We start from the raw sequence: 21,638 nt of genomic DNA, 5'->3' as shown, positions 1-21,638 counted from the left end.
GACACCATGACCACCCCTCCCTCGCCATCCCTGCGACGATCCCCGCGGCCCGGTCCTCCCGCCGCGACGGCCGCCGTCCCGGCCCCCTGCCGCGGCGTCCCGCTGCGCCGCGCCGGCATCGCCCTGCTCGCCGGCACCGCCCTCGCGCTCGGCCCCGCCGCCCTGCCGCTGACCGGACCGCTCGGCGTCTTCGCCGGCGGCGCCGTCCCCGCCGCACAGGCTGCCCCTGCGCCGGGCGGCCCGCTGCTGGTCACCGAGATCGCGCCGGACACCGTCGGGGCCGACGAGTTCGAGTTCCTCGAGCTCACCAACACCTCGACCGAGCCCGTCACCGTCGGCGGTGAGGGCGGCCACTCCCTGAGCTACATCTACGCCGACAGCGCCGACACCGCCCGCGACGTCCCCCTCGCGCTCGAGGAGCCGGTCGAGATCGCCCCCGGCGACTCGCTCGTGCTGTGGCTGAGCTACGAGGCGAAGGACCTGGACTCCTTCTCCCGCACCGTGGAGGAGTTCCGCGCCCACTGGGGCGCCGCCGAGGACGTCCCCGTCGTGCGCGTGACCGGCCAGCCCGGCATGGCCAACGGCGGCGGACGCGGCGTGCGGGTGCTCGACGGCGACGGCGCCGAGGTCTCCCGCAGCTTCTACCCCGCCGGCTCCGTCGGCCAGGATCGCAGCGCCCACTTCGCGCTCCCCGCTGCCGACTCGCTCTCCGCGGCCCTGTTCGCGTCCGCCGCCGCGCCCACCCCGGGTACCGCCGAGGACGCCCAGCTCACACTCGCCGAGCCCGAGCAGCCGGAGGAGCCCGCCGAGCCCGCGGCGCCGCCGGTCGCGCCGCCCGCCGACTCCCTCGTCGGCCACCTGCAGATCACCGAGGTCACCCCGGACACCACCAACATCGACGGCGCCGACGGCTTTGAGTTCATCGAGCTGTACAACGCCACCTCGGCTCCGGTCTCGATGGCGGACTACGAGCTGCGCTACCTCTACACCGCCGACGGCGAGTCGATCACCAACGCCGCGGACTGGCCGCTCAGCCCGTCGGACGCCGTGATCGAGCCCGGCGGCACCCTTGTGATCTGGGTGCGCGACGGCGCCAACGACGCCGCGACCGCCTCGGACTTCGCCGCGAACTACGGCGTGGACCCCGCCTCCCTGAACCTGGTGGAGACGGCCACGGCGGGGATGGCCAACGGCTCCGGGCGCGGGCTCGAGATCCGCACCCGCACCGGCGACAGCGTCCACCGTGCCTTCTACAACCTCTCCGGTGCCGACGACACCCAGCCCGACCAGGGCATCCAGTACCGCACCGGCGACGGCGCCGACGGCGAGCAGCCCGACTTCTCCCGTGCGGCGAAGACGGGCCTCGCCCCCGCCACCCCCGGCGCGGTGGACCCCTCCCAGGTGCCGGCAGAGCTCGTCGACGTCCCCGCCGACGCGCAGGCCCCCGAGGTCCGCGACCTCAGCCCCGCGGAGCTGGACCCGTCGGCCGATGCCGTGATCAGCCATGAGGTCACCGATTACGTGCAGGCCCGCACCGTCACCCTCCACCTCCGCTCCAGCGCCGAGGACGAGTTCACCCCGATCACCGTGCGCCGCACCGAGGGCGACCGCTTCGACCACGCCATCCCCGCCGCGGACCTCACCGGCAAGCGCTGGTTCGAGTACTACGTCGTCGCCTCCGACGGCACGAGCGAGACCCGCACCGAACCCACCCGCGTGGCGCTGACCGGCGTCGACGCGGCCCCGCTGCGCATGAACCTCGCCGAGGGGCAGTACGTCTCCGGCACCGCCTCCGTCTCGGTGGCCGGCGACCGGTACCCGGCCGAGGCGACGGTGAGCATCGACGGGACCGAGCGCAGCGACGTCGTCCCCGCGCTCGAGGCCGCACCGGTCTTCGCGATGGACGTCTCCCAGACCGACACCTTCTTCCGCAACGGCGTGCTGGTGGGCGACGAGATCATCTCGATCTTCGATGAGGGCACCTACGCGAACTGGGTCGGCCACGACGCCGAGGTGCCGCTGCAGCACGTGGTGCGCGGCGAGCCGCTGACGGTGACGGTCGCCGCGGGCACCAAGGCGTATCCCGGCATCGACGAGAACGAGAACAACGACGACTTCTCGATCCGCAATCTGCGCCTGATCCTGCGCGACGGCCGCACCCTCCGCCCGGTCGACGGGGTGGACCCCGCCGAGATCATCGCGATGGGCGACTCGGCCGGCAAGCACGACCTCTACGACGCCGCCTTCGAGATCCCGGAGGACGCCTTCACCGCCCACGCCGTCGCCTGGGACACCACCGCCGTCGCCGACGGCGAGCACGTGCTGGCCGGCGCCGACGGGGACGGGAACCGCGTCGAGCGCACCGTGCTCGTCGACAACACCGCCCCGACCATCAGCACCGGGATCGAGGACGGCGCCGACTACCAGGGCACCTTCTCCCTGGACGTGACCGCGGAGGACGCCGGCAGCGGCCTCGCCTCCCTCACCGTGCTGCTGGACGGCGAGGAGGTCCAGCCGGGCGAGGAGCTCTCCTCCCTCACCCTCGACCCGGGCGAGCACACCCTGGAGATCACCGCGGCCGACGAGCTCGGCAACGAGGCGACGCGCACCCTCGCCTTCACCACCCCCGTCGAGGACCCGACCGCGACCCTCCTCACCGAGGACGGCCTGACCGTGCCGGTGTGCGAGGCACCCGATCTCACCGCCCGCGTCACCGACCCGTCGGGCGATCCGATGGACGTCTCCTTCCGCGCCGGCACCTCCGCGTCGCTCGCCGACGGGACCGTCGCGGGCACCGCCGGCGAAGTGCGCGACGCCGACGCCGCCGAGCGCGAGGGCGAGACCCTCACCGGCGGGCAGACCACCGCCTCCGAGGACGCCCTGCCCTTCCACGAGTTCGCCGTCGACGTCCCCGAGGGCGCCAGCGGGGACGCCGAGGTGCACGTGACCTGGGAGGGGAGCGCCGATCCCGGCGCACGGGTGCGACTGCTGGTCGAGGACACCGCCGACGGCGAGCTCGTCGAGGTCGCCCACGCCTTCGCCGCCGAGGACGGCTCCGTGGCCTTCGACGAGGTGGTCCCCGCCGCCGGGCACGTCTCCGGCGGCCAGCTGCGCGCCGTCGTCCAGCACTCCGTGGGCTGGTCCGGGGGAGACCTCTCCTCCCGCGGCGACGCCGTCGAGCCGCATCATCCCGAGGCGACCGACCGCTCGGAGTACGACTTCACGCTGGCCTGGGAGTCCGACACCCAGTACTACAACGAGGAGTTCTACGAGCACCAGCTGAACATCCACGAGTTCCTGCTCGAGCAGCGCGAGCCGATGAACCTGCAGTACCTCTTCCACACCGGCGACATCGTGGACGAGTCCGACAAGCCCGAGCAGTGGGCGAACGCGAACCCCGCCTACGCCCAGCTCGACGAGGCGGGCCTGCCCTACAACGTGCTCGCCGGCAACCACGACGTCGGCCACATGGACGGCGACTTTACCGAGTACTCGAAGCACTTCGGCAAGCACCGCTACGAGGACAAGCCCTGGTACGGCGGGTTCTACGAGGACAACCGCGGCTCGTACACCCTGTTCAGCGCCGGCGGCGTCGACTTCATCGTGGTCTCCCAGGGCTGGGGCCCCGGCGATGCGGAGATCGACTGGATGAACGAGGTGCTCGCCCAGTACCCGGAGCGCACCGCGATCATCAACCTCCACGAGTACATGCTCACCACCGGCGGTCTCGGCCCGATCCCGCAGCGGATCCAGGACGAGGTCGTGGCCACGAACCCGAACGTGTCCATGGTGATGAGCGGTCATTACCACGACGCCCACACCCGCGTGGACTCCTTCGACGACGACGGCGACGGCACCCCGGACCGCGAGGTCACGCAGATGCTGTTCGACTACCAGGGTCTGCCGGAGGGCGGTCAGGGCTTCCTGCGCCTGCTCCACTTCGACAACGAGGGCGAGCGCATGATCGTGCGCACCTTCTCGCCCTCGCTCGAGCAGTACTCGAGCGACGACGCGACCCTGACCCCCGAGGACCAGGACTTCGAGGTCTCTTACGCGCAGCTCGGCATCGAGCCCGCCGACAAGGAGCTCACCACCGACGCGTTCCGCGCGGACGTCCTCTCCTCCGAGGAGTTCGCACAGGTGGACGACGTCGCTTCGGGCGAGACCGTCGAGGCGGACTCCGCGGTGCTCGGCGCCGGGACCCACTCCTGGTACGTGCGCGTCACCGACCCGCACGGCGGCGTGGCCCGCTCCGAGGTGCGCGAGCTGACGCTGACCGGCGACGCGGCGGGCTGCGAGGGCGGCACGCCCGGCGACGGCGAGGAGGGGTCCGACGGCGGCTCCGGCGGCGATGGCGGCGGTGCTGGCGAGGACGGCGCTGGCAACGGCGGCGGAGCCGGCGGGAACGGCTCCGGCGAGCCGGGGGACGGCGACGACGGCCATGCCCCGGGCGCAGATGACGGCTCCGGGGACGCGGGCGGCACGGACGGCTCCGACGGGAACAGCGGCGCCGATTTGCCGGGCGCCGGCGACGGCTCGAGCGGAGGCGGCGCGGACGGTGCCGCGGGGTCCGGCGACGATGCCTCGGGCACGGCCGGCTCCGGTGCGTTCGAGCCCGGCGGCGACGACTCGGGTGCAGCCGATGGTGAGGGCTCGGGAGCGGCCGACGGCTCCGGTGCGACCGGGGCCGGCCGCGCCGAGGACGGGACCGGCGACGAGCAGTCCCAGGACGGTGCCGTGAGCACCGGCCCGCTGGCCCGCACCGGCGTGGAGGTGGCGGGACTCGCCGCCTTCGCCCTGGCCCTCACCGGTGCCGGGATCGCCCTGGTCCGGCGCCGCCGGGCCTGATCGCCTGCCCGTGAACCGGCGGTGCTCTGCCCTTCCGCCGAGGGGCAGGGCATCGCCGGATCTCGGGCGCTGCTTTCTGGGGCCGATCGAGGTGCTCGGTGCCGTGCGCCGGGCAGAACAGGCCCTGCGTCCACGAGGAGTACGTCCGGACGGGCTGAGGCTCCGGGTCGCCACCCCCTTGACCTGGAGCGCGCTCCAGCACCCAGGATGCCGGACATGGCACGCATCGACGCCCCCGCACCCACCCTTCCGACCGCTCCCGCGCTCCCGGCGCTCGGCACCATGCACCTGGGCACGCGCATCGACGAGCGCGACAGCTTCGCCCTGCTGGACCGTTTCGTCGAGCTCGGCGGGCGCTGGCTGGACACGGCCGACAACTACTACTTCGTCCAGGACCCCTCCGGGCTCGGCGGCCAGAGCGAGGCGCTGATCGGACGCTGGCTGCGGGCCAACCCCGGCGTCCCTGTCGCGCTCAGCACCAAGGTGGGTGCCGAGCCGAATCGTCCCGGAGGCTTCCCCGACGACCTCGAGGGCCTTGCGCCGGAGGTCGTGCACGGCGCGCTTGAGCGCAGCCTCGAGCGCCTCGGCGTCGAGAGCGTCGACCTCTACTGGGCCCACATCGAGGACCATGAGGAGCCCTTCGAGCAGGTCGTCGGCACCTTCGGCTCCCTCGTCGCCGACGGGCGGGCCGTGGCCTGGGGCCTGTCGAACCATCCGTCCTGGCGCATGGCGGAGGCGCGCCTGCTCGCCGCGACGGCGGGCCTCCCTGCACCGAGCGCCTACCAGCAGCGCCACTCGTACCTCCGGCCCCTTCCCGGAGCGGACGTGGAGGGGCAGCCGGTCGCGCTGGGCATGCTCTCGGACGACGGCGTGGACCTGGTGCGCCGCATCCCGGAGCTCAGCGGCTGGGTCTACACGCCGCTGCTGCGCGGCGCCTACGACCGCGCCGACCGGCCGCTCGCACCCGAATACCGACATCCCGGCACCGAGCGACGGCTCGAGGCGCTGGGCGCGGTGGCGGAGTCTCGCGGCCTGAGCCGCGGCCAGGTCGTACTGGCATGGCTGACCGGGGGAGCGCCCGCCCTGGTCCCGATCATCGGCGGCAGCCAGCTCGAGCAGCTCGAGCATGCCTGGACCGGGGCGACCACCGTGCTCACGGCCGAGGAGCGGCAGCACCTGGACGCCGCGGCGCAGGGCTTCCGGTCCGCTCAGCCGGGTTCGGTGAACGAGACCGGCGTGCCGGCCGCCCGGGCGTAGGCGATCTCCCGGCGGGTCGACTCGCCGATGTATCCGCCAGGGTTCACGACCAGCACCCTGTCGGCGAGATCGATCTTGCGCAGGTGGAGGGCGTCCAGCGCCGCCTTCTGCTCGGGGGTGACCTCGTGGTCGGCGTCCCGGGGGTGGGCGAACACGCCCGGCGCCACGACGATCGCGCCCGCGAACGTCAGGTCCCGGTTCACCGCGTGCATCTCGTCCACGAAGCGGGTGGAGCCGCAGAGGCAGACGATCTCGGGCCGATCGAGCACGGCCGCACTTTCCGACGGGGCGCTCATCGGTCCGCGCCGTAGTACGCGATCTTCTCGTCGAGCACCGCGAGGGCCCGCGCGGTCGCCTGTCGGCGCTCCTCGAGCTCGGCCCGGCGTTCGCGCAGGAAGGTGACCCGGTCCGGGGCCTCGGCGCCGCCGCGCAGCAGCGTCGTGAAGCGACGCAGGTCCTCGATCCCCAGCCCTGCCTCACGCAGGCAGGTGACGATGCCGATCCAGGCCACGTCGTTCTCCGTGTAGCGGCGACGGCCGCCGGCGGCGCGATCGATCGGCCCGATCAGGCCCTCGCGCTCGTAATAGCGCAGGGTGTCGAGGGTCAGGCCGGTCCTCTCGGCGGCCTCGGCGGGGGCGAGGGTGGTCATGGGCGCAGTGTGTCATGCGACGAGGTGGAGACCCGTGCCCCTCGCCCATCCCGTCGAGGTGCCGCACCGCCACGCGTCGCGACCGTCGCCAGCACGAGCCCGCACCCGGCCAGGCCCGCGGAGACGAGAGCGATCGCGGAGGTCGAGTCGCTGCGGGCGATGAGGACGGCACCGAGCCCGGAGCCGGCGGCGATCCCCACCTGGAAGAACAGCACGTACCAGGAGGAGGCGAGCTGTGCCCACTCCGGAGCATCCCGCAGCACGAAGGCCTGCAGCGCGACCACCAGCGCACTGTACGCCCCACCCCAGGCGACGACCGCGACGCCCAGCACGAAGGGGCCGAGCTCCGCACCGCACGCCAGGAGCGAGAGCGTCATGACGGCGACGGAGCCCAGAGTGCTCGCTCGCGGGTGCGGATCGTGGAGCCGTGCCATGAGCAACGTCCCCGCCAGCCCGCCCCCGCCCATCGCCAGCAGGAGCGCGGCGAGCCCCGTCCCCGTGACCCCCGCGTCCGCGGCACGCTCGGCGAGGAAGGTGAACGTGGTCAAGTGTGCGGCCGCGATCAGCGTCACCAGGGCGCACCAGCGGGCCACCCCGAGCACGTCATGGCGGCTCGGCACCTGCGCGCCCCGACGGGACCTCTCCGGCCGCAGGGACGCCGGGACGCTCCACGCCAGGGCGAGTGCGCACCCGGCGCTGAGCAGCGCGAGCACCGCCGAGGCGATCCGCCACGAGGCCAGCGCGCTCAGCCACGCCACCAGCGGCGCGCCCAGGACGTTGCCGAGCGCGCCGCCGACGAACACGACGGCGGTGGCGCGTCCGGGACGGCCGGGGAGCATGGCGGCGGCGACCGTCGGCGCTGAGGCCCACACCGCTCCGTGGCACATCGCCGAGAGGCCGCGCAGCAGGACCACCCAGCCCAGCGACGGGGCCAGCGCGATCCCCGCCTGGCTCAGCGCGAGCAGGAGCATCGCGGCCGTGAGCATCCGCCGCGGGGCGACGCGCGTGGTCAGCGCCGCCATCGGCAGGATCGTGACCGCGGCGACGGCGGCGTAGACCATCACCAGCATCCCCACCGCGCCGACGCCGACGCCGAGCGATCGCGCCATCGGCAGCAGCGCGCCGGCGGTGAACACCTCGGCGGTCAGGTACAGGAACAGCATCAGGGCCAGCGCCGCGAGCGCGACCGTGCGGTCAGGACGGCTCCGGGTCATCGCCCGTCTGCCGCGCCCTCAGCGGCGGAGTCGTCCGGGGCGGCGCCATCCAGCAGAACCGGCAGCCGCGTCACCCCGTCGGACGCCAGGAGATGTCCCGCGCCGGCGATCACCTCCGCCCGCACTCCGAGCGCGTCGGCGACGTCATCGCTGAGACCTGCGGGGACGATCGGGTCGTCGTCCGAGCGGAGTACCCGGACGGCGCCGAGCCGCGGACGGAGCGCTGCGAGGTCCAGGCCCTCGTAGAACGCGTGCTGTGCCGGGACTGTCCCGTCGCGGCCGACGAGGAACGCATCCAGCTCGGGATCGCCCGTAGGTGGGACCGAGGAGACGAAGGGGGCGACGCCCACGAAGGTGGAGAGGCGCACGGGCCGGCCGTCGACGGCGAGACCGCGCAGCGCCTGCAGCACCGTGGCGTTGCCCAGGCTGTGCGCGACCACGGCCGTCCCGTCGCCGAGCCGGGCCAGCGCCTCGGCCACGAGGGGCACCCAGCGTCCGGCCGACGGGGCGGTCGGGTCGGGCAGCTCTATCCGCTCCGCTCGGGGCAGCGCGCGGGCGAGCCAGGGGAACCAGTGGTCCTCCGGGCTCGCGCCGAAGCCGTGCACGATCAGCACATGCGGAGCGGACTCGAGCGGAGAGGTGGGCGGTGTCGTGGTGGTCATTGCCCGGACGCTAGGGGTTACCGTCAGTGGGAAGGTCAAGTCGTCCCTCGAGGAGCACCCGATGCTGATCGCCGAGTTCGCCCGCCGTGCGGGAGTCTCGCCGCGCTCCCTGCGCCACTACGAGGAGCAGGGGCTGCTGGCGCCGAGTCGCACCTCGGCCGGATACCGCGAGTATGAAGAGGGGGATCTCGTCGCGGTCGCGCGGATCCGGCTGATGCTCGAGGCGGGGCTGTCCACCGCGGTGATCGGTCAGTACCTCGACTGCGTCTCGGCGGGGCGAGGGACCCTCGAGGTCGAGATGTGCCCGAACCTGCGCCGCGAGCTCGACCGCGTCGAGCAGCGCCTGGACCGACAGCGGGACCGGCTCGAGGAGACCCGTCGGGCGCTCTGCGCGCTCGGCTGAGCGTCGGTCGGTCGCGTGCGCCGGCGACGGTTCCGTGGAGGTGCGGCGTCGGCGTGCATCACTCGTCACTCCCTGCGGTCCGTCCGCACGGGGCGATCATGCGCAGCAGGGGCAGCATCACGAGCAGCGCCAGCGCGGTCAGGGCGCACGCCGCCCATACCGGCCCGAGGGTGCTCGACCCCTCCAGCGCGATCGCTCCGAGCGCGGGTCCCGCAGCGGCTCCGATGTTGAGAGCCGCCGTCGCATAGGAGCCGCCCATGGTGGGCGCCTCCGAGGCCGCGTAGAGCACTCGGGCGATCAAGGTGCTGCCCACGGCGAACGCCAGCACCCCCAGCAGGAGGACCAGGACGAGCAGTGCTGCGGGATGCTCGGCACACACCGCGAGCAGCACCCATCCGACCAGCAGGAGGGGCGCGGCGATGCCGAGGGTCGATCGCGAGTGCTGGTCGGACAGCCGCCCGGCAAGGCTCACGCCGAGGAAGGAGCCGATGCCGAACAGCACCAGAGCCACCGGCACCCAGATCCGGCTCAAGCCCGCAGTTCCGGTCACCACCGGTGCGAGGAACGTGAACGCGGCGAAAGTGCCGCCGTTGACCAGAGCGGCGAGCAGCATCGTCGTGAGCAGAGCAGGCGTGCGGAGCTGCGCCACCTCGAACGCGAGGGACGGGCCGGCGCCGGGCAGAGCTCGTCCGGACGTCGGCTGCGGGCGGATCCCGGTGAGGATGCCGAACGCTGCGGGAATGCACAGGAGTGCGACGGCCCAGAACGTTGCCCGCCAGCCCAGGGCCGTTCCGAGCAGCGCGCCTGCGGGCACGCCGGCGACCATGGCGATCGTGGTGCCGGAGAGGAGGATGGCCAGGGCTCGGCCCTTCCGACGGGCATCCACGAGTCGGGTGGCGGTGCTGAGCGCCACGGCCAGGAAGCCGGCGTTGGCGATCGCCGCGACCACGCGGGTCGCGACCAGCACGGGGAAGGTCCCGGTGGTGGCGGCGACGACGTGGCACGCAGCGAAGACGACCACGCACGCGAGCAGCGTGGTCCGTGCAGGCCACCGCCGGGTGAGAGCGGCCATGGCGGGCGCTCCGGGAACCATCCCGACAGCAAAAGCGGAGGTGAGCAGGCCGGCCGTGCCGACCGAGACGCCGACATCGGCGGCGACGTCCGGCACGAGACCGGCGAGCATGAATTCTGAGGTGCCCATGGCGAAGACGGCCAGGGCGAGCAGGTACAGGGCGAAGGGCATGGAGAGCTCCGGGGAACGAAGACCGCACAGGGAAACGTCTCGTCACCACGGTCAGCGCCCGCACGGGCCACGGAGTCCGCCGCGCGCAGCGGCAGCGCCGGATCGGCTGAGGGCTCAGGGCTCCTGGGGGCTGACGGTGTGACCGAAAGCCCCCTGAGTGTCTGATTCAGGGCACGCCATGCCACGCACCGTACCGGCGTCCCCTCGACACTGCACATCCTTTGTCCGAGACCCTGGTTCGCGCTGTGCGCACCGCTCGCGACGGCCGGGGGCAGCATCACACGCCACCGGTAATGGATTCTCAGGTACAGAACCTGATAGGTTCACCGCCATGGCGCGACCACGCATGTTCGACGAGACCGCGGTCCTCGATGCCGCGGTGGGGCAGTTCCGGGTGCACGGCTACGCAGGAACGTCGACGGATGCGCTGTGCGCGGCCGCCGGTGTGCGGCGAAGCACTCTCTACAACACCTTCGTCTCCAAGGACGAGCTGTTCGTCCGCGCGCTCGAGCGCTACCTCGAGGTCACGCAAGCCGTGCAGGAGGCGGTCCTCGAGGACGAGGCGCAGGATGTCGTCGGCAGGCTGCGCGCCTTCCTCGGCCTCATGGTCGACGAGGAGGTGGAGGCCGCACGGGCGGGGCACGCGGCCGGCTGCATGGTGGTCGGCACCCGGATGACACCCGACGTGTCCGTCCGTGACGAGAGGGTGGAGCGACTCCTCGACCGGGGCCTCGAGCACCAGCTCGACATGCTGGCTGCGGTGATCGCTCGCGGGCAGGACGAAGGGGCGCTCCGCGGCGACGTCCCGGCACGCGAGGGTGCCGCCCTGATCGTCTCGCTCGTCTCAGGCATGCGCGTGATGGCTCAGGCGGGGACGGAGTCTGCCGTGCTGCGGCGCACGATGATGCTCGGCCTGGACGGCCTCGTGCGCTAGCTCGGTCTGCGGGTCGCCCTCGAGGCGGTGCGAGCCGTCCTCGCCTGCACATGTGTCGGCATGTCCATGTATTGGACTAGAGAATCCAGAAAGGTTGTCCGATGACGAAGCGTCTCTACCTGCTGATGGCCACGGTCATGGTCGTGCTGATGAGCGAGCTGCAGGTCGCGGGCATGATGTCGGCGATCGCCGAGGATCTGGGGAGCACCATCGGGCGAGTGGGCCTCCTGGTGTCGCTGTACTCGCTCGGGATGGCGCTCGGCGGTCCGTCGCTGGCCCTCGCTCTGCGCCGAGTGCCGCCGAAGCCCGCACTGCTCGGTGTGATCGGCGGCTATGCCGTGCTCGAGGCGATGGTGCCGCTCGTGCAAGAGCTGTGGTGGGTGACGCTGCTGCGGGTTCTCACCGGATGCCTCTCGGGTGCAGCCTTCGGGCTGTCGGTCTCGTTCGGCGCCCAGCTCGCCGAGAGCCCGTCCAGGATCGGGGAGGCGGTCTCCATCGTCCTCGGCGGCATCATGGTGGGCACGGTCGTCGGACTGCCGCTGTCCCACTGGATCGCCGGCACCCTCGGGTGGCAGGCGAGCTTCTTCGTCATGGCCGCCGCGGCGGCGAGTCTGCTCCTGGTCTGCGCCTTCGCCCTTCCTCGTCGTGAGGCCGCCGGGCGGGAGGATTCCGCACGGGATCTGATGAACCTGTGGTCGCCCCGCCTCTGGTCGCGGTACCTGGTCAGCCTCCTCACGATCGGCGGTGCGTTCGGGGCCTTCTCCTACTTCACGCCGCTGCTCGAGCAGCGCACCGGACTGAGCCGGGACGCCACGACTCTCGTGCTGCTCGCCTACGGTGCCGTCTCCTTCCTCGGGAATCTGATCGTGGGGAAGCTGGCCGACCGCCACGCCGTCGCGGTGCTGCGCGTGGGGCATGGCCTGCTGATCGTCGCCCTCGCCCTGATCGCCCTGCTCGTCACCGAGGTGTGGCTGGTGGTCGCGATGGTCCTCGTGGTCGGCCTGGCGGGCGTGACGATGAACCCAGCGCTGGTGACCCGCGTGGCGGAGGTCGGCGGGACGGGGAACCTGGTCAGCACCGTCCACACCTCCGTGATCACCGTGGGGTTGAGCCTCGGCACCGCTGCGAGCGCCTGGGTGATGGGCGGCCTCGGCGACGATCCCGTCATCGCGATGTGGACCGGGGCGCTCCTGGCGGGCCTCGCCGCCGTCGCCCTGGCCCTTCAGCAGCGGTCCCGCTCGTCGGTGTGATCGGATGTCGGGCCGTGGGTGGGGCCGACGGTCAGTCGGTGCCGTCGCGCCCGATGAGGTCGAGCAGTCCGGGGAATCGCGCATCGAGGTCGCCCCTGCGCAGCGTCACCCCGCTCCGGTTGCCGCGATCGACCTGGTGCACCAGCCCGGCCTCGCGGAGGACCTTGAAGTGGTGGCTGCGGGTGGACTTCGACAGGTCCAGCCCGAAGCTCGTGCAGGAGCGCTCGTTCCCCTCGGCGTCGTTCACCAGGTCGTGGACCACCTGGCGGCGATGCGGGTCGGCCAGGGCCGACAGGACAGCGCCGAGCTCGATCTGCTCCGGCTCGAAGTCGCCCTTCCCAGTGGTCATCGGCGCTCTCCTGTTCGTCGTCGCGCTGTCGCTCGGCGATCCGTCCGAGGTTCGACTTGCATCGTACCTCGCGGACGTGTACACAAGGTTCGGCGAAAGGCGAACCTTCGAATGCTGTCGCACCAAGGAGTGTCCATGACTCGTCCCCGACTGCCTCTCGTCGTCGTCCTGCTGGCCCAGTTCGTGATCCCCCTGTCCATCTCCGGCACCGCAGTCGCACTCCCCGCGATCGCCGATCAGCTGGGATCGTCTCCCGCCCCGCTGCAGTGGGTGGTCAACGGCTTCAACCTCTCCTTCGCGGCGTGCACCTTCCTCTGGGGCGCGTGCTCGGACCGGATCGGCTACACCCGCTCCTTCCGCCTCGGCATCGTCATCGCCGGCATCGGCGGCGTGCTCAGCGCCTTCGCCCCGAGCCTCGCCCTGTTGGACGTCGGCCGCGTCGTCGCCGGAGTCGGGTCGGCCGCGGTGCTGACGGGAGCCGCCCCGATCCTCGGCCGACTGTTCGAGGGCACGGCCAAGGCGCAGGCGTTCGCACTGTTCGGCACGGCCAACGGTCTCGGGCTCGCGGCCGGCCCTGCGCTGTCGGGACTGCTGCTGTCGACCTGGGGCTGGCGCGGCATCTTCGCGGCACACACGATCGTCCTGCTCCTCGCGCTCCTCGGGGCGGCGAGGATCCCCCGCCTCGAACGCGGCGCGAGCTCGCTGCGCGACGTCCTGGACTTCTCCTCCCTGAGGTCCCCGAGATTCCTGGCGATGGCCCTGGTCCCGGTGGCGGGGGCGATCGGGTTCGTCACCTTCCTGACCTATCTGCCCAGCGCGCTCGGCGCGATCCATTCCCTGTCGACCGGTCTCATCGGCGTCCTGATGCTGGTGATGACGGTTCCCGTGCTCGTCGCGCCCGTCCTCGTCCACCGGATCATGGAGCGCACGCGCCTCTCGACCGGCGCGGTCGTCGCGGCATCCTTCGTCTGCCTGCTCGGCGGCGCACTGGCGGTGCTCCTGCTCCTGCGCCCGGACCTTCCCGTCGCGGCCGGAGTCGCCCCGATGATCCTGCTCGGGCTAGGGTTCGGACTGCCGCTGGGGTTCGTGGACGCCGAGGCGCTCGCCGCGGTGCCCGCCGAGCGGGCCGGCGCCGCCTCCGGTGTCGTCAACCTCCTGCGGATCGGCTCCGAGGCCCTGTTCGTCGGCCTGTACGGCGCCGTCCTCGCCGCGGTCGTGACGAGCAGTCGGCCGGGGGGCGACGGCCAGGTGATCGCCTCCGGCGGCACCGGGGCGCCGTGGGTGTACCGCGAGGGGTTTTCCGCTGCGGCACTCACGATGGCCGGGCTCGTCCTCCTCGCGGGGCTCGCCGTCCTCGTCCTCGCTCGTCGTGCCCGCAGCCGGAAGGTCCGGTCGTGAGACGCGGAGTCCCGGCGCCTCCGGCGCCCCAGGGCCTCACCGGAACAACGCCGCGTTCTCCTCCGCCCACTGCGAGAAGGGGCGTGATGGCCTGCCGGTCAGTCGCTGCACCTCGTCGGTGACGGGCTCGGGGTCCTCGAGGAAGTGCTCCCAGGCGTCGAGCATCATCCCCGGCAGATCCAGCTCCGCCTCGGCGCGCTCGCGATCCATCTCCTCCCAGGCCAGCTCGGTGCCCAGTGCCGCCGCGATCGCCTGGACCTGCTCCCGCTGCGTGACCATCCCGGGACCGGTGAGCACGTACGCGTGCCGGTGGTGCCCCTCCCGGAGCAGCGCCTCGACCGCGACGGCGGCGATGTCCGCCTCGTGGATCAGCGGGCGCGCCATGTCGCCGAAGGCGAAGCGCACGGCCCGGTCCCCGGCGATCTGCGGGGCCCACTGCAGCGCGTTCGCGGCGAAGCCCGTCGGCCGCAGGAAGGTCCGCTCCGGAACGTGCGCGGCGACGGCGTCCTCGACCGCGGCCCAGAAGGTCTCGCGGTCCTCCTCGACGCCCTGGGAGGAGACGTAGACGACCCGCCGCACGTGCGCGCCGAGCAGCTCCGCGATCGGCTCGGCCCTGCGCCGGGCCTCCTCGGCGCTCTCAAAGAACGGCCACAGCAGATGGACGGCGTCCACGCCGTCCAGCGCGGCGGAGAGGGAGGGCGGGTCGGCGAGGTCCACGGCCGCCGACCCGTGGGCGAGGCCGACGGGCAGCGCCTCCGGATGCCGCGTCGCCGCACGGACACGGGCGCCGGCGGCGACCAGCTGTCGGCACACCTGCCCGCCGACCCGCCCGGAGGCGCCGAGGACCAGGACATGAGGGACGTGATTCGCAGCCATGACCACAGTCCTAGGGGTTCGACCGCGGTGGAGGGCAAGCGGACGACGTCCCCCGGTTGAGGGCGGGTCACGGGGCTGGCACCATCCCGGCATGGACAGGCACGAGAGCGGACTGAGCGTCGGACAGCTGGCCGCGCGCATGGACATCACCCCGTCGGCCGTGCGCTGGTACGACGACCACGGGCTGTTGCCCAGCGAGCGGACCGGCGAGAACCACCGCAGGTTCTACGCCGACGCCTGCTGCCGCATCGCGATGCTCCGGGCCGCGCAGCGGGTGGGGCTCAGCATCGCCGAGATCCGGGAGGCGCTCGATGCCCTTCCGCCCGGTCGGGTGCCGACTCCCGAGGACTGGGAGAGCCTCGCCGTGCGGCTCCGCGACGTCCTGGGCCGCAGGATCGACGAGCTGTTCGCCCTGATGGAGGAGCTCTCGCCGGAGCAGGAGGCGGCGCGGACCGTCCGGTCGAGCGACGGAGCGTGACACGCTGGGGCGACCTGCACCCGATCCGGAGGTCGACGACCATGCCCCGCGCCGTGACCCTCATCCGCTCCGACGCGCTCTCGGACGCCGCCGAGTACGCCTACGCCGCCACCGCCCCCGCGGAGGCCCGGCTCGTCTTCCTGGCGGGGTCCTGCCCGCTGAACCAGGACGGCAGCACCCACGGCGTCGGCGACGTCCCGGCGCAGGCCGCGAAGTGCCTCGAGAACATGCGGATCGCGCTTGAGGCGGCGGGCGCGACGCTCCAGGACGTCATCTCCACGCGGGTGCTCGTCGCCTCCGCGAAGCAGGCCGACCTCGTCGCCGCCTGGGAGGTGGTCCGCGACGCCTTCGGCGCGCACGACGTGCCCAGCACGCTGATCGGCGTCGCCGCGCTCGGCTACGACCACCAGCTCGTCGAGATCGAGGCGACCGCCGCGGTCATCGACTGACGCCCTCGCAGGGAGGGGGATCGTCTTCCCCGACTCCTCGTGGGCGGGAGGCTCCGCGCAAAATCGAGTCCCCGGCGTGACCTCAACGCTGTGGAACGGATGCGGTCATGCCAGCTGCTCGAATGTTCGGGCGTGTGGGGATGGGTGCGGGGTAGGTGTCGAACGCTGTCCCCCGGTGGCGTCACCAGGCGGGAAGGACTCCCTGACCGGGGGTCACGCGCAGCTCGGACGCCAGGATCGGACGATCGTTGATGCTGGCCTCCCGTCGGGTCATGAAGCCGTCCTCATCGAACTCCCACTGCTCGTTGCCGTAGGACCGCCACCACTGCCCGTGCGAGTCGTGCCACTCGTACTGGAACCGGACGGCGACGCGGTTCCCGGTGAAGGCCCACAGATTCTTGCGGAGGCGGTAGTCCAGCTCCCGCTCCCACTTCTCGGTGAGGAAAGCGACGACGGCCTCTCTTCCCACGACGCTTCGGTCGCGATTGCGCCAGACGGTGTCGACGGAGTACGCCTCCGCGACCCGCCGGGGGTCGCGGGTGTTCCATGCGTCTTCCGCGGCCTGCACCTTGCGGGCGGCGGACTCTGCGTCGAAGGGCGGGATCGGCATGCGTTGTGTGGTCATGCCTCTACTGTCCGTCTTCGCTGTGACGGCCCACGAGTGTCTGGAACGACACCACCCGCGCATTTCCTGACATGATGGCCGGCATGGCGCACACAGTGGCGGCACTGGCAATGCCCGGAGTGGTGGCCTTCGACCTCTCGACGGCCGCCCAGGTCTTCGGGATGCCCGGCGAGCACGAGTACGAGTTCGCCGTCGCCACACCAACGAGCGGCGCGGTGCCCACCTCCACCGGGTTCAGCGTCTCCGGCGTGGACGGCCTGGACGCCGTGGTGCGAGCGGACACCGTCGTCATCCCAGGGCATCGCCCCTACGACATTTCCGACGGTGACGTGGTCGCGGCCCTACGTGAGGCCCACGAGCGGGGTGCTCGGCTGGTCTCCATCTGCGTCGGGGCGTTCCTCCTGGCAAGGACCGGGCTCCTCGACGGGCTCTCGGCCACCACGCACTGGCAGGACGCCGCCGAACTGCAGCGCCGTCACCCTGCCGTGCAGGTCGAACCCGACGTGCTCTACATCGATCACGGGCGGATCGCGACCAGCGCGGGCGTGGCCTCGGGCATCGACCTGTGCCTCCACCTCGTTCGGCAGGACGTCGGCGCGAGCGCGGCGCATCGGATCGCGCGCCGCATGGTCGTCCCACCCCACCGTGACGGAGGGCAGGCGCAGTTCGTGGACCCGGGCACTCGGCTCGCTCGCGGCGGTGAGCTGATCGATGCCGTCATGAACTGGGCCGTCCGCCACCTCGACCAGCCGCTGGGAACCGCGGAGCTCGCGCGTCGCGCCAACCTGTCCGAGCGGCAGCTCACCCGACGATTCCTCGCCGAGACCGGGGTGAGCCCGTTCCAGTGGCTGCTCCACCAGAGGACTCTGCGTGCGATGGAGCTGCTCGAGGGCACCGATCTGTCCCTGGAGACGGTCGCCGCTCGAAGCGGCTTTGGTACGGCCAGCACCCTGCGCCGACGCTTCCGCGACGCTCTCGAGACCACACCCAGCGCATATCGCGCGACGTTCCACCGAGGTGGAACGCGCTGACCGCACCCAATCGATCGCCGGGGCGGAACCGCGCACGCGGTTGCCGTCGAGCATGCCGCGGCCGTCCCGGCTCCCGTCTTGATCGTCGCTCTGACCCCGCTTCACCCCGCAGAACGTCGAGTCCCCGGCGTGACCTCATCGCTGTGGAGCGGATGAGGTCACGCCAGGGACTCGACACTTCGCGCAGGCGGCGGACCGGGCCTGCCGGGGCAGGATCAGGCGCCGGCGGGAGCCTTCTCGCGCCCGGCCTCGGAGGCCTCGTCGGCCGCCTTCTGCTCGGCCTCGTCTGCCGCGTCGGCCTCCGCCTTCTGCTCGGCCTGGATGGCCTGGAAGGAGGTGCGGGCCGCGGCGTCGTAGGCGTCCTGGTCCAGGATCTTCTCGCGCTTGGCGACGATCACGCCCACCAGCGACTGCCCGGTGACGTTCAGGGCGGTGCGGCCCATGTCGAGGATCGGGTCGATCGCGAGCAGCAGGCCCACGCCCTCGAGCGGGAGGCCCAGGGTGGACAGGGTCAGCGTGAGCATCACGGTCGCACCGGTCATGCCGGCGGTCGCGGCGGAGCCGAGCACCGAGACGAGCACGATCAGCAGGTAGTCGGTCACGCCCAGCGGCACGCCGTAGAAGTTCGCGACGAAGATCGCGGCGAGCGAGGGGTAGATCGCGGCGCAGCCGTCCATCTTCGTGGTCGCGCCCAGCGGGATCGCGAAGGAGGCGTAGTGGCGCGGGACGCCCATGCGCTCGGTGACGGTCTGGGTCATCGGCATGGTGCCCAGCGAGGAGCGGGAGACGAAGCCGAGCGAGGTCGCCGGCCACACGCCGCGGAAGAAGGAGCCGATGGACAGGCCGTTGACCTTCAGCAGGATCGGGTAGACGACCAGCAGCACGATCAGCATGCCCACGTAGACGTCGAGGGTGAACACGCCGAGCTGGCCGATCGCGTCCCAGCCGTAGGAGGCCACGGCGTTGCCGAGCAGGCCGATGGTGCCGATCGGGGCGAGGCGGATGACCCACCACAGCAGCTTCTGGACGATCTCCAGTGCGGAGCCGGTGAACTTGAGGAACGGCTCGGCCTTCTCGCCGACGGAGAGCACGGCGATGCCGACGGCGATGGAGATGACGAGGATCTGCAGGGCATTGAAGCTCAGGGAGACGGAGCCGTCGTCCCCGGCCGAGCCGGTGATGCCCAGGAAGTTCGAGGGGACCAGGCCCGTGAGGAAGTCGAGCCATCCGCCCTGGGTGGAGGAGGCCTCGGCGGAGTCCGCGGAGACCTGCGAGTTCGCGCCGGGGGTGGTCAGCACGCCGAGGGCGATGCCGATCGACACGGCGATCAGGGAGGTGATCCCGAACCACAGCAGGGTCTTGCCGGCCAGACGCGCGGCGTTCGTGACGCCGCGGAGGTTCGCGATCGAGGTGACGATCGCGAGGAAGATCAGCGGCGGGACCAGAGCCTTCAGCAGCGTCACGAAGATCGTGCCGATGGTGTCCAGCGTTGTGGTCAGCCAGTTCGCGCCGTCGGGGTTCGCCTCGGTCTCGGCGACCGGGCCCATCTGGGCGGCGACGAGGCCGAGGACGATGCCGAGGACGAGGCCGATCAGGACCTGCCAGCCGAAGGGGATGCGGGTGATCGCGGTCAGCGGGTTGCGCGACCGCGTCGAGACCGAGGAGGAGGTGGTTGATGTGCTCACGTGCGGGACGCTACGCGCCCATGCTCCCGGGTTCAACTATATTGCTATGCGGTCACATTAGCGCAGCTATGGGGTTGTGTGCTGCTGCCAGGCGCTGGAGGGGGTGAGGGGCCGAGCGATGCGTGCCCGGGGACGGCGCTGCGGCGGAGCCGTGATGGCCCGGCCGGCCGGAGGGAACGCCGCCGTCGGAGGGCCGGCAGGAGCCGTGCGGCCCTCGGCCGATCGGAGGACCTCGAGAAGGCTGGAACCGACGTGCGGAGGATGCCGGTCGCGAGCAGGCCTGGCACGGTAGAACCATGTCTCGCACACCTGTGGACCACGCCGTTCCCGCCTCCTCGGACGAGGCGCTGACGAGTGCTGCCGGTGTGGAGGACGGGGCCGACGGCGCGGCCGACGGGCGCGACGGGAGGACCGACGCCGTCCAGGAAGAGGTCCCCTTCGGCGAGCAGCCGGCGACCCGCTTCGCCGCCGACGTCGAGTACAGCGGCCGTGCCGGCGAGCACGACTATCTCGTCCGCGTGCGTCATCGCCTGCTGGACACCTCCTTCACCGTGGTCCTCGACGGGATCGAGCACGACCCCAAGGCCGAGGAGAAGGCACGGAAGGCCCGGGAGAAGCGCGAGGCGAGCGACGGCGACGCGACCGGCGAGGGCGCGGCCCGCGACAATGCGATTGATGACAACGCGGCCGACGACGACCTGCAGTTCGGCCTCGACGAGGGGTTCTCCACGCTGCGCTGCACCGTGCGCCGTCGCCGCGAGGACGGCGAGATCAAGGACTGCGAGGTGCTCACGATCCGCACCGCGGGACTCGGCGGTGCCGGCGAGGTCGAGGTCCGGCACGGGTTCCGGACCACCGTGCTCGCCCCGACGGAGGGGTCCCCGTCGGCCCTGCGCGATGAGAAGCGCACCGCCCATCCCGCCCGCTACGCGCTGATCGCGGCGCTGGCGAAGGCGGCGAAGTTCCTCATCCCGCTGCTCGGCCTCGGTGCGCTGTTCGGCGGCCTGCTCGACCCGGTCAAGGAGTGGATCGAGGCGCGGATCCGACCGGTCGTCGACGCGATCGTCCAGGCCGCCCAGCCGATCCGGGACTGGATCGGAGAGGTGACGCGCCCGGTGCGGGAGTTCCTCGACGCCCTGCTGAGCCCGATCCAGGAGCTGATCGCCGCGATCCTCCGCCCGATCGGCGAGGCCGTGCGCTGGCTGCTGGACCTGCTGCCGGACATCGGCCTCCCCTTCTCCGTGCCCGACTGGCTGGTGGACGTGCTCGTGCCGGTGATCGTCGTCATCGCCGTGTTCTCGGCGACCCACCGCGCCCTTCGCACGCGCCGGGAGAAGCTCGCGGAGACGGCGAGCGGTACGGGGTCGGACGACGACGCCGGAGCGCATGTCGCGAGGACGGGCGGTGCAGATTCGGGCGCCGCGAACGGGGCGGAGGCCGAGACGCCGAGAAGCGCGGACTCAGACGTCGCGCCGGGGAGCCGAGCGCACGACGCAGACGGCGACTGCGGTGCAGAGCCCTCGGGGTCGTCGCCGTCGGAGGTCGAGGTCGACGGCAGCTCCGCGGGCGAGCACAGCACGCAGAGCTGAATCCCGTCCGGACCGTGCAGGCAGGTCCGGCGACCTGGTCAGAGGAACTCGAGGAACTGCCTGTTCTCCGCCATGATCTCCTCGAGGCGGGTGCGCGGGGGCCGAGCGTACGGCTTGTCCCCGAGAGCGGAGCAGGCGCGGTCGAAGAAGTCGGCGGAGACCAGCACGCCGCGCGCTCGTGCTCCGCGGCTCATCACCGTGACGGGCTGACGGTGCGAGAGCTCGAGGAGCTCGCTGAGCCTCGTGCGGAACTCCGAGGCGGTCACGATCTTCGTGGTGACCGCGGCCTCGATCGCGGTCAGTGCAGGCGGGCCTATCGCCGGCCCTTCATGTGGGCTTCCGATCGCGTCCCTCACGTACCTCGCACGGCCGGTGCCCGCCGAGCTCGTCTCGTCAGCCCGATCCGGCTCGTCCGCTGTGTCGTCCCGATTCGACTCGTCTGCCGCGTCGATGCGATCCGACACCTCCACCTCTGCGTCCCATGCACTCTCTGCCATGCCGCTCACCCCCCGTATCTGTCGTGTCTCTGGGGGGAGTCTCGGCCATCTGGGCGGTAGCGGCTCCGCATGCGGTGTCTGTTGTGGAAAAGGACGTACATGACGTCCGTGATGTACGCAGTTTCCTGCAGTACCCGTGCGGTGCGGTGCCGGAATGTCGCCGCAGCGCGTCGTATGGCCGACGAGTGCTGGCGGATGTAC

General features: G+C 72.0%; 20 protein-coding genes. 10 read left to right on the top strand and 10 right to left on the bottom strand.

The window, feature by feature from the left end; genetic code table 11:
• Positions 1 to 6: 6 nt before the first annotated feature.
• Positions 7 to 4,848 carry a lamin tail domain-containing protein gene (locus tag Y09_RS08805; RefSeq protein ID WP_053917383.1) on the top strand — a complete coding sequence of 1,614 codons (4,842 nt, stop codon included), beginning with the start codon at positions 7 to 9 and terminating at the stop codon, positions 4,846 to 4,848.
• A gap of 216 nt (positions 4,849 to 5,064) precedes the next feature.
• Entirely contained in the window at positions 5,065 to 6,105 is a 1,041-nt protein-coding gene (locus tag Y09_RS08800) for an aldo/keto reductase (RefSeq protein WP_200716780.1), read from the top strand.
• Here Y09_RS08800 and Y09_RS08795 read toward each other — a convergent pair.
• The 4 genes from Y09_RS08795 to Y09_RS08780 all read right to left on the bottom strand — a co-directional run bounded on the left by Y09_RS08795 (position 6,057) and on the right by Y09_RS08780 (position 8,630).
• Entirely contained in the window at positions 6,057 to 6,317 is a 261-nt protein-coding gene (locus tag Y09_RS08795) for a hypothetical protein (RefSeq protein WP_371440356.1), read from the bottom strand. The genes Y09_RS08800 and Y09_RS08795 overlap by 49 nt on opposite strands.
• An 80-nt stretch (positions 6,318 to 6,397) precedes the next feature.
• Positions 6,398 to 6,754 carry a MerR family transcriptional regulator gene (locus Y09_RS08790; protein WP_053917381.1) on the bottom strand — a complete coding sequence of 119 codons (357 nt, stop codon included), beginning with the start codon at positions 6,752 to 6,754 and terminating at the stop codon, positions 6,398 to 6,400.
• Positions 6,751 to 7,968: an MFS transporter gene (locus Y09_RS08785; protein ID WP_053917380.1), complete on the bottom strand. Its 1,218-nt coding sequence runs from the start codon at positions 7,966 to 7,968 to the stop codon at positions 6,751 to 6,753. Before Y09_RS08785 ends, Y09_RS08790 begins: the two co-directional genes overlap by 4 nt.
• Positions 7,965 to 8,630: an alpha/beta hydrolase gene (locus tag Y09_RS08780; RefSeq protein ID WP_053917379.1), complete on the bottom strand. Its 666-nt coding sequence runs from the start codon at positions 8,628 to 8,630 to the stop codon at positions 7,965 to 7,967. Before Y09_RS08780 ends, Y09_RS08785 begins: the two co-directional genes overlap by 4 nt.
• Before the next feature lie 61 nt (positions 8,631 to 8,691).
• On the opposite strand from Y09_RS08780, the gene Y09_RS08775 reads away from it, so the two are divergent.
• Positions 8,692 to 9,033, top strand: a complete 342-nt coding sequence (locus Y09_RS08775) for a MerR family transcriptional regulator (protein ID WP_053917378.1) — start codon at positions 8,692 to 8,694, stop codon at positions 9,031 to 9,033.
• Between the two features lie 58 nt (positions 9,034 to 9,091).
• Here the strand turns inward: Y09_RS08775 and Y09_RS08770 are convergent, their stop codons facing one another.
• Entirely contained in the window at positions 9,092 to 10,276 is a 1,185-nt protein-coding gene (locus tag Y09_RS08770) for a Cmx/CmrA family chloramphenicol efflux MFS transporter (RefSeq protein ID WP_053917377.1), read from the bottom strand.
• A 331-nt stretch (positions 10,277 to 10,607) separates the two neighbouring features.
• Here Y09_RS08770 and Y09_RS08765 point away from each other — a divergent pair, with 331 nt between their 5' ends.
• Together Y09_RS08765 and Y09_RS08760 are read left to right on the top strand one after the other, a co-directional pair.
• Complete coding sequence (locus tag Y09_RS08765; RefSeq protein ID WP_053917376.1) at positions 10,608 to 11,210, top strand: TetR/AcrR family transcriptional regulator; 603 nt, start codon at positions 10,608 to 10,610, stop codon at positions 11,208 to 11,210.
• A 101-nt stretch (positions 11,211 to 11,311) separates the two neighbouring features.
• Positions 11,312 to 12,460, top strand: a complete 1,149-nt coding sequence (locus Y09_RS08760; protein WP_053917375.1) for an MFS transporter — start codon at positions 11,312 to 11,314, stop codon at positions 12,458 to 12,460.
• 31 nt (positions 12,461 to 12,491) lie between these two features.
• Here the strand turns inward: Y09_RS08760 and Y09_RS08755 are convergent, their stop codons facing one another.
• A complete protein-coding gene (locus Y09_RS08755; RefSeq protein ID WP_053917374.1) occupies positions 12,492 to 12,809 on the bottom strand; it encodes a helix-turn-helix transcriptional regulator in 318 nt (105 codons plus the stop codon).
• Between the two features lie 135 nt (positions 12,810 to 12,944).
• On the opposite strand from Y09_RS08755, the gene Y09_RS08750 reads away from it, so the two are divergent.
• Positions 12,945 to 14,207 (top strand): MFS transporter, encoded by a 1,263-nt coding sequence (locus Y09_RS08750; RefSeq protein WP_053917373.1) that lies wholly within the window; start codon positions 12,945 to 12,947, stop codon positions 14,205 to 14,207.
• Between the two features lie 36 nt (positions 14,208 to 14,243).
• Here the strand turns inward: Y09_RS08750 and Y09_RS08745 are convergent, their stop codons facing one another.
• Positions 14,244 to 15,083 (bottom strand): SDR family oxidoreductase, encoded by an 840-nt coding sequence (locus tag Y09_RS08745; protein ID WP_053917372.1) that lies wholly within the window; start codon positions 15,081 to 15,083, stop codon positions 14,244 to 14,246.
• Positions 15,084 to 15,174: 91 nt separating this feature from the next.
• Here Y09_RS08745 and Y09_RS08740 point away from each other — a divergent pair, with 91 nt between their 5' ends.
• Positions 15,175 to 15,561, top strand: a complete 387-nt coding sequence (locus Y09_RS08740; protein WP_053917371.1) for a MerR family transcriptional regulator — start codon at positions 15,175 to 15,177, stop codon at positions 15,559 to 15,561.
• A gap of 41 nt (positions 15,562 to 15,602) precedes the next feature.
• Positions 15,603 to 16,010: a RidA family protein gene (locus Y09_RS08735; protein ID WP_053917430.1), complete on the top strand. Its 408-nt coding sequence runs from the start codon at positions 15,603 to 15,605 to the stop codon at positions 16,008 to 16,010.
• A gap of 181 nt (positions 16,011 to 16,191) precedes the next feature.
• Here Y09_RS08735 and Y09_RS08730 read toward each other — a convergent pair whose 3' ends face one another.
• Positions 16,192 to 16,635: a nuclear transport factor 2 family protein gene (locus tag Y09_RS08730; RefSeq protein ID WP_053917370.1), complete on the bottom strand. Its 444-nt coding sequence runs from the start codon at positions 16,633 to 16,635 to the stop codon at positions 16,192 to 16,194.
• 83 nt (positions 16,636 to 16,718) lie between these two features.
• On the opposite strand from Y09_RS08730, the gene Y09_RS08725 reads away from it, so the two are divergent.
• Positions 16,719 to 17,666 (top strand): GlxA family transcriptional regulator, encoded by a 948-nt coding sequence (locus Y09_RS08725; protein WP_053917429.1) that lies wholly within the window; start codon positions 16,719 to 16,721, stop codon positions 17,664 to 17,666.
• A 215-nt stretch (positions 17,667 to 17,881) separates the two neighbouring features.
• Here the strand turns inward: Y09_RS08725 and Y09_RS08720 are convergent, their stop codons facing one another.
• Positions 17,882 to 19,351: a dicarboxylate/amino acid:cation symporter gene (locus Y09_RS08720; protein ID WP_053917369.1), complete on the bottom strand. Its 1,470-nt coding sequence runs from the start codon at positions 19,349 to 19,351 to the stop codon at positions 17,882 to 17,884.
• A 296-nt stretch (positions 19,352 to 19,647) separates the two neighbouring features.
• Here Y09_RS08720 and Y09_RS08715 point away from each other — a divergent pair, with 296 nt between their 5' ends.
• Entirely contained in the window at positions 19,648 to 20,940 is a 1,293-nt protein-coding gene (locus Y09_RS08715) for a hypothetical protein (protein WP_234695678.1), read from the top strand.
• 38 nt (positions 20,941 to 20,978) lie between these two features.
• Here the strand turns inward: Y09_RS08715 and Y09_RS17515 are convergent, their stop codons facing one another.
• Positions 20,979 to 21,206, bottom strand: a complete 228-nt coding sequence (locus Y09_RS17515) for a type II toxin-antitoxin system prevent-host-death family antitoxin (protein WP_159419647.1) — start codon at positions 21,204 to 21,206, stop codon at positions 20,979 to 20,981.
• Between the last annotated feature and the right edge of the window lie 432 nt (positions 21,207 to 21,638).

This window comes from Brachybacterium sp. SW0106-09, assembly GCF_001293905.1.
Taxonomy (GTDB): Bacteria; Actinomycetota; Actinomycetes; order Actinomycetales; family Dermabacteraceae; genus Brachybacterium; species Brachybacterium conglomeratum.
Note: the sequence above shows the minus strand (reverse complement) of the source record. Positions and strands in the feature narration are given on the sequence as shown.

Excerpts from the sequence above, each read along its gene's own strand:
- Y09_RS08805 (WP_053917383.1), top strand. The coding sequence starts at position 7 with ATGACCACCCCTCCCTCGCCATCCCTGCGACGATCCCCGCGGCCCGGT.
- Y09_RS08800 (WP_200716780.1), top strand. The coding sequence starts at position 5,065 with ATGGCACGCATCGACGCCCCCGCACCCACCCTTCCGACCGCTCCCGCG.
- Y09_RS08795 (WP_371440356.1), bottom strand. The coding sequence starts at position 6,317 with ATGCACGCGGTGAACCGGGACCTGACGTTCGCGGGCGCGATCGTCGTG.
- Y09_RS08790 (WP_053917381.1), bottom strand. The coding sequence starts at position 6,754 with ATGACCACCCTCGCCCCCGCCGAGGCCGCCGAGAGGACCGGCCTGACC.
- Y09_RS08785 (WP_053917380.1), bottom strand. The coding sequence starts at position 7,968 with ATGACCCGGAGCCGTCCTGACCGCACGGTCGCGCTCGCGGCGCTGGCC.
- Y09_RS08780 (WP_053917379.1), bottom strand. The coding sequence starts at position 8,630 with ATGACCACCACGACACCGCCCACCTCTCCGCTCGAGTCCGCTCCGCAT.
- Y09_RS08775 (WP_053917378.1), top strand. The coding sequence starts at position 8,692 with ATGCTGATCGCCGAGTTCGCCCGCCGTGCGGGAGTCTCGCCGCGCTCC.
- Y09_RS08770 (WP_053917377.1), bottom strand. The coding sequence starts at position 10,276 with ATGCCCTTCGCCCTGTACCTGCTCGCCCTGGCCGTCTTCGCCATGGGC.
- Y09_RS08765 (WP_053917376.1), top strand. The coding sequence starts at position 10,608 with ATGGCGCGACCACGCATGTTCGACGAGACCGCGGTCCTCGATGCCGCG.
- Y09_RS08760 (WP_053917375.1), top strand. The coding sequence starts at position 11,312 with ATGACGAAGCGTCTCTACCTGCTGATGGCCACGGTCATGGTCGTGCTG.
- Y09_RS08755 (WP_053917374.1), bottom strand. The coding sequence starts at position 12,809 with ATGACCACTGGGAAGGGCGACTTCGAGCCGGAGCAGATCGAGCTCGGC.
- Y09_RS08750 (WP_053917373.1), top strand. The coding sequence starts at position 12,945 with ATGACTCGTCCCCGACTGCCTCTCGTCGTCGTCCTGCTGGCCCAGTTC.
- Y09_RS08745 (WP_053917372.1), bottom strand. The coding sequence starts at position 15,083 with ATGGCTGCGAATCACGTCCCTCATGTCCTGGTCCTCGGCGCCTCCGGG.
- Y09_RS08740 (WP_053917371.1), top strand. The coding sequence starts at position 15,175 with ATGGACAGGCACGAGAGCGGACTGAGCGTCGGACAGCTGGCCGCGCGC.
- Y09_RS08735 (WP_053917430.1), top strand. The coding sequence starts at position 15,603 with ATGCCCCGCGCCGTGACCCTCATCCGCTCCGACGCGCTCTCGGACGCC.
- Y09_RS08730 (WP_053917370.1), bottom strand. The coding sequence starts at position 16,635 with ATGACCACACAACGCATGCCGATCCCGCCCTTCGACGCAGAGTCCGCC.
- Y09_RS08725 (WP_053917429.1), top strand. The coding sequence starts at position 16,719 with ATGGCGCACACAGTGGCGGCACTGGCAATGCCCGGAGTGGTGGCCTTC.
- Y09_RS08715 (WP_234695678.1), top strand. The coding sequence starts at position 19,648 with ATGTCTCGCACACCTGTGGACCACGCCGTTCCCGCCTCCTCGGACGAG.